The organism is Pseudomonas sp. AM8 (assembly GCF_036346475.1).
GTDB lineage: Bacteria > Pseudomonadota > Gammaproteobacteria > Pseudomonadales > Pseudomonadaceae > Aquipseudomonas > Aquipseudomonas marginalis.
In genome coordinates this window covers 13655-29623 of the sequence record NZ_JAOTNX010000025.1, presented here as the reverse complement: position 1 = coordinate 29623, position 15969 = coordinate 13655, and the positions used below count along the sequence as shown (strand labels likewise).

Genomic DNA, 15969 nt, shown 5'->3' with positions numbered 1-15969 from the left:
CTTGGAAGGGAGCGCTTTAACAGCACATCACTCCGGTTCTCATTCTGCGTCCGGCGATAGCTCTATCGCCGGATATTTGCCCAATGGAGACGCATTTTTTAGGGCGAACTTCCCACGCGCGTGGCACTAATCGGTAGTGCCAGCGTCATCAAACCGCCAAGAGCGATTAGCAACGCCATAATACCTAAGCCCAAGGTGACGTCGCCGGTCAATACGTTCAAATAGCCGATCAGCGTTGGACTCACGAAACCACCTAGAATTCCAAGCGAGCTTATTGCAGCGATCCCGCCTGCCGCAGACGACTGACCTAGGTACGTCGGCGGAAGGGTCCAGAACAATGCTTGCGAAAAGGTAAAGAACGCGGCGATGCACAAGAGCACCATTGTCGGCAAAAAAGCACCGGCGGTCATCGTGGTGAGATAAAGCGCCCCAGCTCCAAATATCAATGCCATCGCTATGTGCCAACGACGCTCGCGCAAGCGGTCCGAACTCCAGCTCATGATCAAAACCCCCGCAGCGCCGAATACGTAAGGCACCGCGCTCAGCCAACCGAGCGTGGCCAGCGATTGAACTCCTAAAGAGCGGATGATCGTGGGCAGCCAGAATGCCAGCGTGTAGGCGCCGCACGTACAGGAGAAATAAATGAACGCTAGCATATAGATGCGAGGATCCCGCAAAACATCGCGCAGATTGCCGTGTTTCGATGTCGACCCACGGTCGGTTGCCAGCAAATCTTCGACCAGCTTCTTTTCTCCCGTCGTCAGCCATGAAGCCTCGCTCGGCCGGTCGGCCAACAATAGGTAGACGCCTACTCCCACCAGAACGGCTGGTAGACCCTCCAGAAGAAACACCCACTGCCAGCCCTGCAAGCCGCCAATTCCCTCGAAATAGCTCATGATCGCGCCCGTAAGAGGGCCTCCAATGACGCCGGCTACCGGAATACCAAGTAGAAACAGTCCGGTAACGCGCCCCCGCCGATGGCTCGGATACCAATACGAAAGGTAGAGGATAATACCCGGGAAAAAACCGGCCTCGAACATTCCGAGCAACAGTCTGATGACGTAGAACTGAAAAGGCGAAGTCACGAACATCGTGGCTGCGGACGTCAAGCCCCAGAGCACCATGATTCGAAGGAACGTCTTGCGTCCACCGATCCGAGCCATAAGCAGATTACTTGGCATTTCGAACAGCAAATAAGTGAGGAAGAACAGGCCTGCACCGAGGCCATAAACCGCGTCCGATAGATGAAGGGACTGTTGCATCTCGAGCTTCACGTAGCCGATATTGATGCGGTCTAGGAACGCAAAAATGTAGGCGACTAGAATAATGGGTATAATTCTTCGGGTTATCTTCGAATAAACGCGATCCTCTTCGGACCGCGCCTGGATGTCGGGGACATTGGCGATGTAAGACATGATCTACACGCTTCTCGAAATTAAGTCGTGAAAGACGCGCGATCCGCGCGCCTGGACTGTGCCATTTTCACTGGCGAAGAACTCGCTTTAAATCCTGCCTAAAAGCCCAATGGCGTTGTCTTTCAGTATTTTCATTCGCACCTCATCGCGAAAAGGTGCTTTATCAAACGCCGCAAGCCACTTTTCCGGGGCAATCATCGGCCAATCCGAGCCAAAGAGCATCCGATCCTTCAGCAGCGTATTGGCGTAGCGCACCAGTATTTCGGGAAAATACTTCGGCGACCAGCCTGAAAGATCGATGTAGACGTTGGGTTTGTGTGTTGCGACGCTAAGCGCCTCTTCCTGCCAGGGGAAAGAAGGGTGAGCGAGAATGATGGGCATGTCGGGAAAATCGACAGCAACATCGTCGATGAACATCGGATTGGAATATTTAAGTTTCATGCCGTTCCCGCCGCGCATACCGGAGCCGACGCCCGTTTGCCCGGTGTGGAATAGAACAGGTTTGCCTGTTGCCGCGATAGCTTCGTAAAGTGGATAGGCAAGCCTGTCGTTCGGATAGAAACCCTGCATGGTCGGATGCAGCTTAAAACCTTGAACACCGTGGTTATCGACCAAATCTTTAGCCTCGCGCGCACCAAGTTTGCCCTTATGAGGGTCAATCGATGCAAACGGAATAAGGATGTCATCGTGTCGCGCGCAAGCCTCGGCAACCTCGTAATTCGAATAGCGCCTATAACCTGTTTCCCGCTCGGCATCGACGGGAAAGATCACTGCTGCTATATTTATATTTCTGTAGTGTTCTGCGGTCTGATCGATTGTCGGAGGGTGATCCCACGGCGCGCCGAAATACTTCGCCATCGATACCTGGAGATCATCGTATCCATCATCGGCATGACAGCCGCACGGCTCTTCGGCATGGGTATGGAAATCGATCGCGCGAACTCGAGAAAAATCTACCATCGGTCTTATCCTTATATTAAATCAGGCCACTGCTAGGACTTTTTTTGCCTATAACACCGGCCGAAATCGACGTACCACTCTAGGATCGCAGGATCACGCATCGCACCTGGACTGATTACTGCCTGTAACCGTTCACCCATAAGAAGTTTGCGCACCGGGATTTCCATTTTCTTGCCGGTCAGGGTCATTGGGATCGCCGGTACGGCATGGATTTCATCTGGGACATGGCGCGGACTGCGCTCATTTCTCAGCCGCGTTTTGATATCGCTTACCATAGCCTCATCCAAGGTATACCCCTCGCGAAGGACGACGAAGAGAGGCATATAATATCCTCCCTTTCCGGTCTCGATGCAGACGATTAGGCTGTCGACGATCTCCTGAAATGTCTCCAGCGTGCGATAGATCTCGGCCGACCCAATGCGCACTCCAAAGCGGTTGAGTGTTGCGTCCGAGCGTCCATAAACGAAACAGCCCCCATGTTGTTTAAACTTCACAAGATCGCCGTGCTGCCAAATGCCGGGATAGAGGGTGAAATAGCTGTCGTTGTAACGTGTGCCATCTTCATCTCCCCAAAGGAAAATCGGCATGGAGGGCATCGCCTGTTTGATGACCAGCTCGCCCGACTGGTCGATCACTTGGCGCCCCTGGTCGTCGTATGCATAAGCTGCAACGCCTAAACAACGCGACTGAATTTCGCCTGCACGCACTGCTAACAGTTCGGTGCCCCCTAGCAAGCCCGAGCAAAATTCGGTTCCACCCGATTGCGATGACACCCAGAGCTCGGACTTAATTGCGTCATAACACCAGGCAAAAATCTCCGGCGTCGCCGGCGAACCGATGAGAGTAAGCGACTTCAGTCGCGTTAGGATGTGATGCGCTTTTGGAAAATACCCGCTGTCCCGCAGGATCTGCAGGAATGTCGGATTGGTTCCAAACAATGTAGCGCCAGAGGCATCAACCAGTTCCCATAGAAAGTCGGGCGAAGGATGAGTAGGATGTCCATCGTAAAGCACGACCTGCGCATTCATCATCGGGCCCTGCATCAATGTGTTCCACATCATCCAGCCTGTAGTGGAATAGAAGCAGAGACAGTCGCCCTCCTGGATTTCGAAATGAAAGGCAGCGGATTTGTAGTGCTCCAGGAGGATGCCTTGATGCGAATGCACGATCGCCTTGGGCAAGCCCGTCGTGCCTGAAGAAAACAGCACCCAAAGCGGATGATCCGAGGCAACGCGCTCATAACTGAAGTCCTCCGCCCGAACCTCCGGCCCACCAATCGTTCCCTCCCACGAAATGAGGGGAACGGACAGGTTCGAACCATCTCCGGCACCATCGAGGTAGTCGAGCCAGATAACTTGTTCCACCGTAGGCAAAAGGGCGACGATATTGGCTATCTGCCCGGATCGATCAAAGTCCTTACCGCCATAACGATATCCGTTCGCGGCGAAGACGATTTTCGGGCCTATCTGGCTGAAACGGTCGATGACAGTCTGCGCTCCGAATTCCGGTGCTGCACTGGACCAGGTAGCGCCGATCGCCGTCGTCGCCAACATTGCGATGACGGCCTCAGGAATATTCGGCATATAAGCGACCACACGGTCGCCCGGTTTTACGCCCATATCCCTCAGTCTGGATGCCAGACGGCGAACCTGAGATGCAACCTCTGTCCAACTCAGGGACTGCAGAGGACGAAGCTCGGAGCAATGCTGCAGGAAAGGCCGTGCTGGATCACCCTTAAGCTCGTTTCGCAAAATATGTTCGGCGTAGTTGAGGCGCGTGCCTGTGAACCAACGAGTTTTCGGCATTGGATCTGCGGTGCGCACCTCATTGATCTGCCCGTCATAAATGAGGTCGAAATGGTCCCAAATCGACTGCCAAAAAGCGTCGGGGTCGGCGATCGACCACTTCCACAGATCGCTGTAGCTATCGAAGTCGTGTCCCCGATGCGTACTCAGCCAAGACATATAACGACTAATATTGGCCTTACCGAGACGTTCCCGGTCCGCCTGCCATAGAAAGTGTCCTTCTTCGATCATTTCCCAAATCTCCTCCATATTTGCGGCCTTTTCACTCAAGCGAGCTAAGACTCTTAAATGAACCGAAGTTCGTATGGGTCTCGGCGTCCAAACCCGCAGACGAACTCATGACTGCTACCTTTTCCCTGGTTACAGACTATGCTTAAAGTACCTTTCTTGAAATGTATTGAGGGATCCGATGCTGGGACTTTTGAAACATGATGGTCAGGGCCCTCCGATCAGGTCGTGGCGAACTACATGCTCTATGGCAACCATCATGCCCCGTCCTATTTTTCACACACCTTCCGATGCAAGCTCAGAGAAACGCCTTCGAGACAAAGGTCGCAGCGGCGTGACAACAATAGGTAGAACCACGATGACCATCCTCATTCGCCCGCAGGCGCCTTCGGTTGGTTCAGTTACACCGCTTCCGGGGCACGATCAAATACCAGGCATTGGCTCGCTCACTGGAACCGCGCTGTGGCATCATTAGGTGATGCGAAGGGCTTCATAATGGGGGACAAGTGGCAGCCTGGCTGGAGTTAGTGCCACGACAAAATTGCAGCGGAGGAAAGCCCACGTTGTTGGGAATCAGTAAACGGAGCGATGATTATTTACGCCCAGCTGGTTCACGGTGCACGCTCGATGGTTCTAGTGGTAGAAGGAAAAAATGGCCCGTCGACGGACTGGCTAGAGGGTTATTGGCTCGTTGTCATACCGGCCATTGCACAGGCGAATAGAACAGCCCGGATAGCCTGAGCATCATTGGGCCACGACACCAACTTCCGAGCCGACTACACCCCGGAAGTAACAGGGGGCATAGTCGGCTCGGCGGTTAAAAAAAAGATACCTTAGAGGAGTACTTTCAAGGTTACTCAGGCAATCATGACGCGATGACAAGACAGGTAGGATCGGGATCAGGTAACTCTGCTCCTCTCACAGCGCTCGCGGGCGTTGTAGTGATAAGAGCCCGATCAGCGAATTCCATCGGGGGCAGAGGCCCGGCTGCACTTCAAGACCGGATGCACGGCTTAAACCTTATCCCGTCTGTATTTTCACAAATTGATGGCTTGGCATATTGGAGCATCGATTTATGAGCGGGCGGGTTCGAAAAAATGCTGTGGTCAGCAGTAGAGTGTTCTCCCCAAACGACTATTCCCAGCACGACCAAACCCAACCTTGGCTACGCAATAGTCACGGGGATGGCGAGGAGGCTATCGTTGTAAGATAATGGATTTTCCTGCCCTGATAGTTTTTCAGACGGGCCCAGCAATAGAGGTATATTCGATGGTAAAGGCGCGGCCGCGTCCAGCGGTGAACGGTGTGGCTTCGGCTGACCGGGTCTTGACCGTTCTGTCTGCATTTCGAATCGGCGATTCTGCGTTGAGTCTAGTTGAACTGGTGACACGCACGGGGCTCATCAAGAGCACGATCATGCGGTTGATGGTTTCGCTTGAAAACCAGGGTTACATCACGCGGATGACCGATGGACGTTATCAGTTGGCCAGCGAAGTCATGCGACTTAATGCCGTATATCAGGAGTCGCTCGATCTTGAGCGTCATGTAATGCCTCGACTGCAGTACCTCTCCGATCAAACAGGTGAAACCGTTTCTTTCTATGTTCGCCACGGTGCCTATCGGATGTGCCAGTACCGTGTGAATTCTTCACATCGCCTGCGACTCAATATGCAGCCTGGCGATATGCGCCCCATGGACGAGGCGGCTGGAGCCCAGGCGTTGCGAGCGCCTTTTCATGTCGGCATTGCGCTGGAAAAACCTTACTACTCTCGTGGTGCGACGGATCCACATGCGTCCTCTATCGCGCTGCCGATCTACGGGGGGCAGCAAGAGTTGATGGGCGCGCTCGTCATTTCAGGGCCTGCCAGCCGACTGACGCAGGAGTGCGCGGATAACTTGAAGGACGTTTTTTTCGAGGCTGCGCGTGAACTGATGCGTAGCCTGGGGCTCAAGCCGGCGGACGGACAAACCGCCGGAGTGGAGTCAGAAGCCGTAAAGTGAGGTGGGGTTGTCGCGCAGAACCAATTCGCGCGTACCTGCATCCGTAGCCCAGAGCGCCAGAAGATCCAGGATATTGGCGTCATCAGGTTTCTGGTCTATTGCAAGTGTCGGGTGGGGCCAGTCGCTCCCCCACAGCATACGCTCAGCATTATGCTTGATCAGGGCGCTGGCTACCTTGCCGACGTCGTCATACATTGGTGCCCCTGTTTTTGAGCGCAAGTAAGGGGCGGACAGTTTGACCCAGGTTTTTTCATTATCCAGCAGTCGGGTGATCGAGGCGAAGGCGGCAGAGTTCAATCCCTCCGGTTGTGGCACATGTCCCATGTGATCGATAACCACCTTTGCCGCAAGCTTTGCCAGTCGTGGCTCCAGATCCACCAGGAATGGGCCGGGTGCGATCTGAACGTTCCAGCCCAGTTCATTCACGCGTGAGGCAAGCTGTTCGAGGTCATCGAGTGACGCACCGCCAACACTCAGATTAAAGCGTATGCCTCGCACGCCGGCACTGTGCAGGCTCGCCAACTCCTTGTCGGTGATTGAGCCATCGACAACCGCGACGCCGCGCGCATCGCCTCGGCTGCGAAGCAATCCATCGAGCAAAATACGGTTGTCGGTGCCGTACGTGGATGGCGTTACGATAACCATCCTTTTCATGCCCAGGCGTTTTTGCAGTTGACGATAATCATCAAGTGAAGCATCGGGCGGGAACAAGGTTGCATTGGGTGCGGCGGGGTAGTGGCCGTCATATAAGTGCATGTGGCAATCCACGCTGCCGGCCGATGGCGTAAGCTTCGGTTTTTCTTCCCCTTGGCTGAAAGGAATGTTGGCAAACGCGCCCATGGACGCAACAGCGCCTAGTGCGCTGCCTGCTTGCAGAAAGCGGCGACGAGATAGAAGCATCGCAAAACCTCTTGTTATTGTTTTTACATAGCTATGCCAACGCTCCGATATGGGAATTTTGGCATCGTAGCCTTGGTTAAGATGTGCTTATTTGGCGGTCATGGATGCGCCCAGCTCGGCTTGTTCCCGCTGACGCTTGCGACCTACAACCAAAACCATGACCCCGGCCAGTGTGCAGAGGGCTGCCAATGGCATGAGCGCCAGTGCATAACTACCGGTTGCATCGTGGATCGCGCCGTAGGCGTTCACCATCAGGCCGCCCCCTATCAGATTTGCCATCGCGCCTACCGCTGCGAGCCCTGCGGCTGCTGTGGAGGACGATAGCCAGCTAGAAACTAATGCCCAGAATGGACCCTTCATTGAATAGGCTCCGACCAAAACCATGGTCAGCATAATGACGGTGGCGATCAGCGAGGAGGTGAATAGAGTCATGAGTAGCCCTGCCGCAATCAGCAATAAGGTCATTGCTGTGTGCCAGCGACGTTCCCCTGTGCGATCCGAGCTGCGTCCCCACACGATCATGAGTGCCGAGGCGATGCCGTAGGGAATGGCATTCACCAGGCCAATCTCCAGGGAGCTCAGTCCGAAGGTTTTGAGCAACTGAGGGGCCCATACGCTCATGGTGCTGCCAGCGGCAGACGCGCCCGAGTAAATCAGTGCGAGCACCCAGATGTCTTTATGGCGCAGCAGCTTCCACAAGGAGATATGCCCGATTGCAGTTTTTTTCGAGGCTTCTTCAGCCAGGCGTTTAGCCAACCAGTTGCGTTGTTCATCAGTGAGCCACTTGGCTTGCTCGGGGCGATCAGTCAGCACGAACAGGCAGGCAAGTCCCAGCAATACAGCGGGTATACCTTCTAGAATGAATAGCCAATGCCATCCGCGCATCCCCATCCAGCCATCCAGGCTGAGCAAAAGGCCGGACAGTGGCGAGCCAATGAAGTTGGCCGCGGGAATAGCCACCATGAAGATCGCGACCATCCGTGCACGATAAGCGGAGGGCAGCCAGTAGGTGAGGTAAAGGAGTACGCCGGGGAAGAAGCCCGCCTCGGCAGCCCCGAGCAGAAAGCGCATCACATAAAGTGAATTTGCGCCCTGCACGAACGCTGTGCCCGCGGAGATGAGCCCCCACGTGATCATGATCCTGGCGATCCAGATACGCGCGCCATATTTTTGCATGGCCAGGTTGCTGGGTACTTCGAGGAGGAAATAGGATACGAAAAACAGGCTGCTCGCGAAACCAAACACTTTCGCCGTCAGGCCCAGGTCTCCGTTCATCTGCAGCGAAGCCATGCCGATATTCCCGCGGTCAATGATCGCAATCAAATAGCAGATAATCAGGAATGGAAGGATGCGCCAGGCGACTCGGTGCATCGTACTGCGCTCTAGCTCGCTTACCGTGGAAGTTGCTGAAGTCATGAGGCTCTCCGATTATTATTTTTTCTGGAGTGTCGCGTTTCATTTTGAGGTTCCCGTTTTTCAGGGACGACAGTGGGCTGGGCATTACTCGATCGCTGAACAGAAATCGAATAGATGTCGGTTGACAACGCAGCGTGGATCCAGAGGTTTGCCCGCCCATACATCGAAAATCTGTTGAAGGGAAACAAGGCCTACGCGGTCACGTGCCTCGGAGGTATTTGCGCCGACATGGGGAGTGGCGACGAGTGTCGGCAGGCCCCAGAGTGGACTGTCGGAAGGTGGCGGCTCCGGATTGAAGGTGTCCAGGCCGGCGCCCGCTATCTTGCGTTCGCTCAATGCCTCGACCAGTGCCTCGGTATCGATCAACTCGCCCCGGGCGGTATTGATCAGGATGCTTCCCGGGCGCATGCGCGCCAACTGCGCAGCACCGATCAGGTTGTAGTTGGCGTCGGTCAGTGGGCAATGCAGGCTGATGATATCGCTTTCGGCCAGGAGTCGATCGAAATCGTCTTCGCGCTCCACATGGCCGCGTTCCGGTAGCTGCTTCAGGTAGGGGTCGTAGACCTTTACCTTCATGTTCAAAGGCGCAACCAAGTCCATCAGGATGCTGCCGATCGAGCCCAGGCCAACCAGCCCTAGCGTCTTGCCAAACAATTCAATACCGTTCGCCGAGGACTTGTCCCAATGACCGTCGCGCATGCGCGCGTCCAGCAATGCGGTCTGGCGCGCCACGCTGAACATCAGCGCAAAGGCGTGCTCTGCTACGGACTGCGCGTTGGCGCCGGCAGCGATGCTCACTGGAATACCGCGCTCCGCCGCCGCCTGGATGTCAATGGTGTTGTAGCCCACACCGTGCTTGGCAATGGATTTGAGTTTGGAAGACGCCTCAATCATGGAGCGGGTCAATTGCCCTTGGCGGACAATGATTGCATCGGGTTGCTCCGCGCGGATTATCGCTTCCAATTCTTCAGAAGAAATGTAGGGAATTGTGGGGATTACCCTGACGCCATGGCTCGCGGCCAGGTTCATGGCGTCATCGGCGAGTTCGGGCCCGGTAAGCAGGATGGTTCGGGTCATGACAGGTACCTTGTTTTTATGGTTGTGGCTGACGGTCGAAAATAATGCATCGCAGTAGATCAACACTACCATAATGAAATGGCGTTGCAATATGGTAGAGTGAAATGCACTGATACGCGGATGGGTAGGATAAAAATTGGTATTGATTTTGAAGAAATGAAATGTAATTCTGAAATTAAGGATTGGCTGCTTAGCCAACGACTGCCAATAAATTCAATAAAACAACGTCAATAGAGGTACGTCACATGAGCATTGGATTCAGAGTTTTGGAGCGTGCACGCAAGGTTGATGCCGAGTGGGTTGCACGTTACCGGGAAATTCCAGTGGCGAATGTCAGCGACTCAATGAACCGCATGACCGCCGGTGGCCCCAAGCTGCGTCCTTTGCATCGTGCCGGCGTGCTCGCTGGACCGGCGCTCACGGTCAAGGCCCGTCCGGGTGACAACCTCATGCTGCATTACGCACTGGATATTGCGGAGCCGGGCGACGTGGTGGTCGTCGATGCCGGGGGTGATCTGTCCAACGCCCTGATCGGAGAAATGATGGTTGCCTATGCCGTCAAGCGCGGAATCGCGGGTATCGTTATCAACGGTGCCATTCGAGATTCGGCAGTCATCGGCGCGGATGATTTTCCCCTGTTCGCGGCAGGAATTTCACATCGTGGCCCTTACAAGGATGGCCCGGGCGAGATCAACGTGCCCGTTGCAATCGATGGTATGGTGATCGAGCCAGGCGATCTGATTATTGGTGATGACGACGGACTTCTATGTGTGCCATTCGATCAGGTTGGCGAAGTCTATGATCGCGCAGCTGCCAAGCATGCAGCCGAGAGCGAGCAGATGGAGCAAATTGCTCAGGGCACCAACGACCGCACCTGGGTGCTGGAGTCGCTGAAGAGAAAAGGTTGCCTGCTTCCGTAATGTGCCATTGGAGGGGACGGGGCGGGCGTTACTCTTACTTGTCAATCAGGAGCCATGACTTGCCTGGCTCCCTCACGACGCACCTTAGTCAGTGGCCCGCATCCGTTAAGGCGCTGGCATATCCAAATTTTCAAATCTATTTGCAGGGAAGCCGTTTCCACCCTGAGCAAGTTGTTCAACGAGTCGCATTATCGTGGTTGACCTATCATTTGACTGGCTCGGGGGTGGTGTTTCAACGCTATTACTTTCCTCAGCCTTGCGCCACAGCTGCTGAGTGGCCCTTTGGACGGAGCTTGGACGGATAGGCACGACAAGCGTCGCCTGCTGCTGATCGTTCAGACGGTTCTTTTGCTCTGCGGTCTTTGGCCTTGGCGATTCTCGCCTAAGGGCACTGGATGAGCGGCTTGACCATTGCGCTCATGGCGTTGCTGCTCGGGTTGCTCAATGCCGTGGAGACTCCGCTTCGTCAGGCGTTGATCGCAAGCTTTGTTCCTGATCCCGTCGATCTGCCCAACGCTATCGTACTTAACGCCATGTTAATTAATGCTGGTCGCTTTGTCGGGCCACCGCTGGTCCGTGCCTTGATAGCCTTGGCGGGGAGGCAGGCCGTATCGTTTTGGTTGCGGTAACAATCGCCGTGGCCGTGAGCACCCATAGCGGACGGGAAATCCTCGGCATGCGGGTTGGCCATTCCGAGGCTGAGCCGTTCTGGGCGGACTTCTTGCGCAGTCTGATGCGCTGTGTTTTACGCGGGATGACTTGAGCGGCTGAACGCGGAAATCAAACGCCGCACCCATGTTATCTTCCCTAATAATCCGGCGATCAAGAGGCTCGTGGGTGCGATGTTGATCGAGCAGAACGACGAGTATTGCCCGCAACGGCATTATATGCAATTGCAGGCCTTTGAGGCGGTCAGCGATAACCCACAAGCCAGGCTGTCGGCCGTGATCAATCAAACGGTAAACTCAGTGGTCAGAACCGTGATGAGTTACACCACTTCCTGGGACACGGTCGAAAGAAAAGGCAGAATCTGAAGCCCTCGCGAATGCTTACCATTCTAAATGTATAATAGCGCGACCAAATTGCGCCAAATCTATCACCCCTCAAAACTATAAAGTAGCGCCGGAAAAGAGAATTCCTCCGCTATACAGTTTACCAGTCATATATTTTTATCAATGCTATCTTCGCTCGACCTATCGTTGTCACGCCGCTGCGACCTGTATCTCGAAGGCGTTTCTCTGAGCTTGCGTCGGAAGGCGCGTGAAAAATAGGACGGGTCATCGAAACCGAGTTCGAAGGCAACCTGGGCAATCGTGAGTTCGCTGTATGTCAGCAGGCGGCACGCCTCTTGAAAACGAATATTCTCAATCACTTCCTGGGTGCTGCAACGCATTATCTGTTGGCAAAGCCTATTCAGATGGACCCGTGATACCCCCGTCTGGTTAGCATATCTGGTGACCGTCCATCGATCGCTCAGATGTTGGCGGATCATCAGCAGGAATCGAGAAAGATGGGGCGGTCTAGTAATCTCTGTCCCGTTCAATGGCATTTTTCGATTCATTCGTACTGCCTCGATTGAGAGTTGCATAGCGAGCGCTCGTAAGGCTGGAGTGCGATAAACGTCATTGCCGTTAAGCTCTAATTCGATGGCAGGAAATAGCCCGGCAATTCTTTCGTTCATCGTTATGACGAAGGGCCTGGCCAAGCGGGTGGGATTGGCAACAGTCATCCGCATGACTTCCGGCAGTTCCTGGACTGCAACCGTGATGACAAATCCATCCGTATCTGGCCGGAAATGAAATTCATGTATTGAGGCACTGGGTATATTGACCATCATACCTGCTTCGAATGCGAAGGCATCTCCCTCTATTACGACCGCCCCACCGCCGGCAACGACGGCAATGAATTGATGCAAGGCAACATGGCGATGGCGTGGGATCACCCAGCCATTGGGCGCGGCGCGGTCGGAAATGCGTTCGCAATGTAGAATATCCTCCAGCGCCTGATGGCTGCCATAGAGCATGTAGTTCGGCACGACCTGATCGGAGGGGCCCTGACCACCATGTTTCAAAAGTCCCAGCATCGGATCCCTCAATACATTTCAAGAAAGGTACTTTAAGCATAGTCTGTAGCCAACGAAAAGGTAGCAGTCATGAGTTGGCCCGAGGGATTGGTCGCCGAGACCCATACGAACTTCTGTTCGTTTAGGAGCCCTAGCTCGCTTGAGTGACAAGGCTGAAAATATGGGAGGAGATTTAGGAAATGATCGAAGAAGGACACTTTCTATGGCAGGCGGACCGGGAACGTCTCGGTAAGGCCAATATTAGTCGTTATATGTCTTGGCTGAGTACGCATCGGGGACACGACTTCGATAGCTACAGCGATCTGTGGAGGTGGTCGATCGCCGATTCCGACGCTTTTTGGCAGTCGATTTGGGACCATTTCGACCTCATTTATGACGGGCAGATCAATGAGGTGCGCACCGCAGATCCAATGCCGAAAACTCGTTGGTTCACAGGCACGCGCCTCAACTACGCCGAACATATTTTGCGAAACGAGCTTAAGGGCGATCCAGCACGGCCTTTCCTGCAGCATTGCTCCGAGCTTCGTCCTCTGCAGTCCCTGAGTTGGACAGAGGTTGCATCTCAGGTTCGCTGTCTGGCATCCAGACTGAGGGATATGGGCGTAAAACCGGGCGACCGTGTGGTCGCTTACATGCCGAATATTCCTGAGGCCGTCATGTCATCGCAATGTTGGCGACGACGGCGATCGTCGCTACCTGGTTCAGTGCAGCACCCGAGTTCCCATCGGTTCGCCAGCGACGCCGAAGATTTTTGCCTGGTGTTATAACGCAATTAAGTCCGAGCTCTGGGTACCACCACAATCGGGCGGAACCGAATTTTACTCGCGCTTGCTAGCGGGCTCCGAACTGTTAGCAGTGCGCGCAGGCGAATTCAGTTGTGTTGTATGGGCGTTGCGGCTCGTAAGAATCGGAGGCGTGGCATTATTTGCTTTGAGGGAACATATGGAACAGCTGTTTCGTACCTTTCAGCTAGCCAATTCATGAGTAGAATTATCTTTTAGGGCTTGTACAAGCTAAGTACAACAAGGGGGGCTGCCTCGGAGCATTAATCAGCCTTTATTCGTTAGGGACGTAATAAGCGCAACAAAGCGAAAATAGTGAAATTTTTTGGTTGAGAAGATTGTTGATTTCAATGCGTGCTATGACTTGCTTCATGCCATTGATTGGAGCTTTTAGCAAGCTAAACTTGGCAACGAAGTCTAGCTTATTAACAGATTAACTGAGCGAAAAATAATATGCCTACGCTTTGCAGTTATTGGTTGACCGTACTTGAAGAAAAAAACCGGGTCGGTAAAGAACTATTGAATCAAATTAGAGTATTGCATTTTTCGATACAAATGATCACTAACTTGGTCATGGTCCGAAATGAATCTCCGTCGCTTAATGATCTAAAATCTCCTGGACTTGTGATATATCACGACAGTACCAAGGATGCGTACGCTCTCCAAAAGAATTTGCAAGATTCCTTAGAGGGGTCGATATTTTTGGTGGAGGCGTTTGTCGCAGATGCATCTAAGCTTGTTCGTTATATCGACTCATATTTATTAGTTGCTCCGCCTCATAAGGATCTAAAAAACCTTATAGATATGTGCGTTGCTGTCAATGATATGGTGTGTGCGCTTAAAGATTGGAAGGATAGCCGTCTGGAGCGAACGCCTATTCGTCATTTTAATGATTAAATTCCGGCGAATAAGAGTCGCATCAAAATACAAAAGTAAATATATGGCTAAAAAAGCAGTCTGTTGAAGTAGTTAAAGTAAGTTAAAAAATGATCAATAAGTTGTTGTTAAGGCGGTTGGTAGGCTTAATCAATGATCACAAGCTTGGTTACTAATCTTGTAGATGCTCAAAACGAGCCGCCATTGCTTGACGAGGCATATAAAAGTCCGGGTATATTATGCATCCCAAAAGCGCCAAGGGTATGTGCGCTCCTCATATCAATTTAAGATTCCTCGAAGACGGTGATATGTTTAATAGAGGTTTTTGCTGCAGATGCCCAGGCTTTTTCTCTATGTTGGATCATATATATTGTTTGCGCTATCAAACGAAGACCTGCATATGATTATAAGTATGTACTTGCTGTAAATGATATATATGCGCGTTTAAAGGCTGGCAAGATGGCCGCTTGGAGAAAGGACATGTCCAGTTATCTTAATCATATACGAATCTCTGTTCAATGAAAGTCGCAATGAAATATAAGGGTGAATATTATGTTGCCTGGAAATAGATTGGTGGAGGTTGTTCATTTGCTAGCGTATAACCAAGAAGTCGTCGTTAGAGCGATTGCTGGGCTTATACAGTCTTTAAGATGGACTGAACAAAAAATGCTATTTGTGGGTCAAAGCGTGCGCAATATCGATAGTTTAGGTGTAGAGAGTCTACAGGGTAGGCTTTATATTTGTGCTGTCGAGGTCGAAACTATTAAAGAGGTTGCGTGTAAACAGCTGGATTTTCTTTCGGCGAAACTTGACGCTGGGCTCTCGGTGCTATCCAGTCAAATCAGCATGGATGAAAATAATGATGAGGAGGGAGGGCGGATTTTTGCGCTGTTTTCTCAATGCTCATTGCAGCTTGTAAATCTAAAGTGTCAAATCGAAGACCTGAGACGAGATATCAATCGATAAGAATGCGAGGGTTTATGTGAATAAATTAATTGAATGCATTCTATATATTTTTTTTTGTTTTATTTTTGATCTTGTATGTGATGTTGGGCATATTTTCTAGAGGCTGAAAATCTTGCCGCGTCGGCGATTTAATAATATATTTTCTGCTTCTGAAGATTAAGTTTTGTCGATGGCTTGGCTCAATTTAGAAGTTGAACGATGCTTTTATCTTTTTGCTGGGTCGTTGAAGATGTGCACTTGAAAAAAATGTTAAATCTCAATCGCGGCTGATAAATTATGAGTTGCCCACAATAAAGCATAGTCATTTAAATGCTTATCCTTGTTAGTGGTTCTCAATCGCATTCTAGTGCATGTAAAATAGTTAACAATATATAGCCTGGCGCCCTTTAGAATGGGTTGGTTAATCTTCAGTTGTTCGCGACGCTGGAGAGAGCCGATACCGATAGGGTTTTTTTGCTATAACTGCAAAAAAACAACGTATAAAAGGGAAGTCGCTATGAAGGTGGAGGCAACTGTCCGGTTTCTGGCTAAGCGCGAAGA

General features: G+C 52.3%; 13 protein-coding genes and 2 pseudogenes. 8 read left to right on the top strand and 7 right to left on the bottom strand.

What is annotated here, in order from left to right; translation table 11 throughout:
- Positions 1-98: 98 nt before the first annotated feature.
- The 3 genes from V3W40_RS33620 to V3W40_RS33610 all read right to left on the bottom strand — a co-directional run bounded on the left by V3W40_RS33620 (position 99) and on the right by V3W40_RS33610 (position 4411).
- Positions 99-1415 carry an MFS transporter gene (locus V3W40_RS33620; RefSeq protein ID WP_330216457.1) on the bottom strand — a complete coding sequence of 439 codons (1317 nt, stop codon included), beginning with the start codon at positions 1413-1415 and terminating at the stop codon, positions 99-101.
- An 87-nt stretch (positions 1416-1502) separates the two neighbouring features.
- The gene (locus V3W40_RS33615; RefSeq protein WP_330208792.1) at positions 1503-2375 is read right to left on the bottom strand and encodes an amidohydrolase family protein; all 873 of its coding nucleotides are present in this window, start codon (positions 2373-2375) and stop codon (positions 1503-1505) included.
- 32 nt (positions 2376-2407) lie between these two features.
- Positions 2408-4411, bottom strand: coding sequence for an acetoacetate--CoA ligase (locus V3W40_RS33610; protein ID WP_330216456.1), 2004 nt, complete (start codon positions 4409-4411; stop codon positions 2408-2410).
- Between the two features lie 421 nt (positions 4412-4832).
- Here V3W40_RS33610 and V3W40_RS33605 point away from each other — a divergent pair.
- Both V3W40_RS33605 and V3W40_RS33600 read left to right on the top strand, forming a co-directional pair.
- A pseudogene (locus tag V3W40_RS33605) lies at positions 4833-5083 on the top strand (transposase); the annotation flags it as partial.
- 594 nt (positions 5084-5677) lie between these two features.
- Positions 5678-6409, top strand: a complete 732-nt coding sequence (locus V3W40_RS33600; protein WP_330208802.1) for an IclR family transcriptional regulator — start codon at positions 5678-5680, stop codon at positions 6407-6409.
- Here the strand turns inward: V3W40_RS33600 and V3W40_RS33595 are convergent.
- The 3 genes from V3W40_RS33595 to V3W40_RS33585 all read right to left on the bottom strand — a co-directional run bounded on the left by V3W40_RS33595 (position 6392) and on the right by V3W40_RS33585 (position 9802).
- Complete coding sequence (locus V3W40_RS33595) at positions 6392-7309, bottom strand: amidohydrolase family protein (protein WP_330208794.1); 918 nt, start codon at positions 7307-7309, stop codon at positions 6392-6394. The two genes, V3W40_RS33600 and V3W40_RS33595, sit on opposite strands and share 18 nt — an antisense overlap.
- 87 nt (positions 7310-7396) lie before the next feature.
- Entirely contained in the window at positions 7397-8725 is a 1329-nt protein-coding gene (locus tag V3W40_RS33590; RefSeq protein ID WP_330208795.1) for an MFS transporter, read from the bottom strand.
- An 84-nt stretch (positions 8726-8809) separates the two neighbouring features.
- Entirely contained in the window at positions 8810-9802 is a 993-nt protein-coding gene (locus tag V3W40_RS33585; protein ID WP_330208803.1) for a hydroxyacid dehydrogenase, read from the bottom strand.
- A gap of 245 nt (positions 9803-10047) precedes the next feature.
- Here V3W40_RS33585 and V3W40_RS33580 point away from each other — a divergent pair, with 245 nt between their 5' ends.
- The 3 genes and pseudogenes from V3W40_RS33580 to V3W40_RS33570 form a co-directional block, all read left to right on the top strand.
- Positions 10048-10722: an RraA family protein gene (locus tag V3W40_RS33580; RefSeq protein WP_330208796.1), complete on the top strand. Its 675-nt coding sequence runs from the start codon at positions 10048-10050 to the stop codon at positions 10720-10722.
- Between the two features lie 404 nt (positions 10723-11126).
- Positions 11127-11351: a hypothetical protein gene (locus tag V3W40_RS33575; protein WP_330208797.1), complete on the top strand. Its 225-nt coding sequence runs from the start codon at positions 11127-11129 to the stop codon at positions 11349-11351.
- Positions 11324-11595, top strand: a pseudogene (locus tag V3W40_RS33570) (transposase); the annotation flags it as partial. The gene V3W40_RS33575 and the pseudogene V3W40_RS33570, both read left to right, overlap by 28 nt.
- Before the next feature lie 286 nt (positions 11596-11881).
- Here the strand turns inward: V3W40_RS33570 and V3W40_RS33565 are convergent.
- On the bottom strand, positions 11882-12805 hold the full coding sequence (locus V3W40_RS33565; protein ID WP_330216455.1) for an AraC family transcriptional regulator: 924 nt from the start codon (positions 12803-12805) through the stop codon (positions 11882-11884).
- A 179-nt stretch (positions 12806-12984) separates the two neighbouring features.
- On the opposite strand from V3W40_RS33565, the gene V3W40_RS33560 reads away from it, so the two are divergent.
- The 3 genes from V3W40_RS33560 to V3W40_RS33550 all read left to right on the top strand — a co-directional run bounded on the left by V3W40_RS33560 (position 12985) and on the right by V3W40_RS33550 (position 15429).
- Complete coding sequence (locus tag V3W40_RS33560) at positions 12985-13572, top strand: acetyl-coenzyme A synthetase N-terminal domain-containing protein (RefSeq protein ID WP_330216454.1); 588 nt, start codon at positions 12985-12987, stop codon at positions 13570-13572.
- A gap of 492 nt (positions 13573-14064) precedes the next feature.
- The gene (locus tag V3W40_RS33555) at positions 14065-14484 is read left to right on the top strand and encodes a hypothetical protein (protein ID WP_330216453.1); all 420 of its coding nucleotides are present in this window, start codon (positions 14065-14067) and stop codon (positions 14482-14484) included.
- Positions 14485-15006: 522 nt separating this feature from the next.
- Positions 15007-15429, top strand: a complete 423-nt coding sequence (locus V3W40_RS33550) for a hypothetical protein (protein ID WP_330216452.1) — start codon at positions 15007-15009, stop codon at positions 15427-15429.
- Positions 15430-15969: the final 540 nt, after the last annotated feature.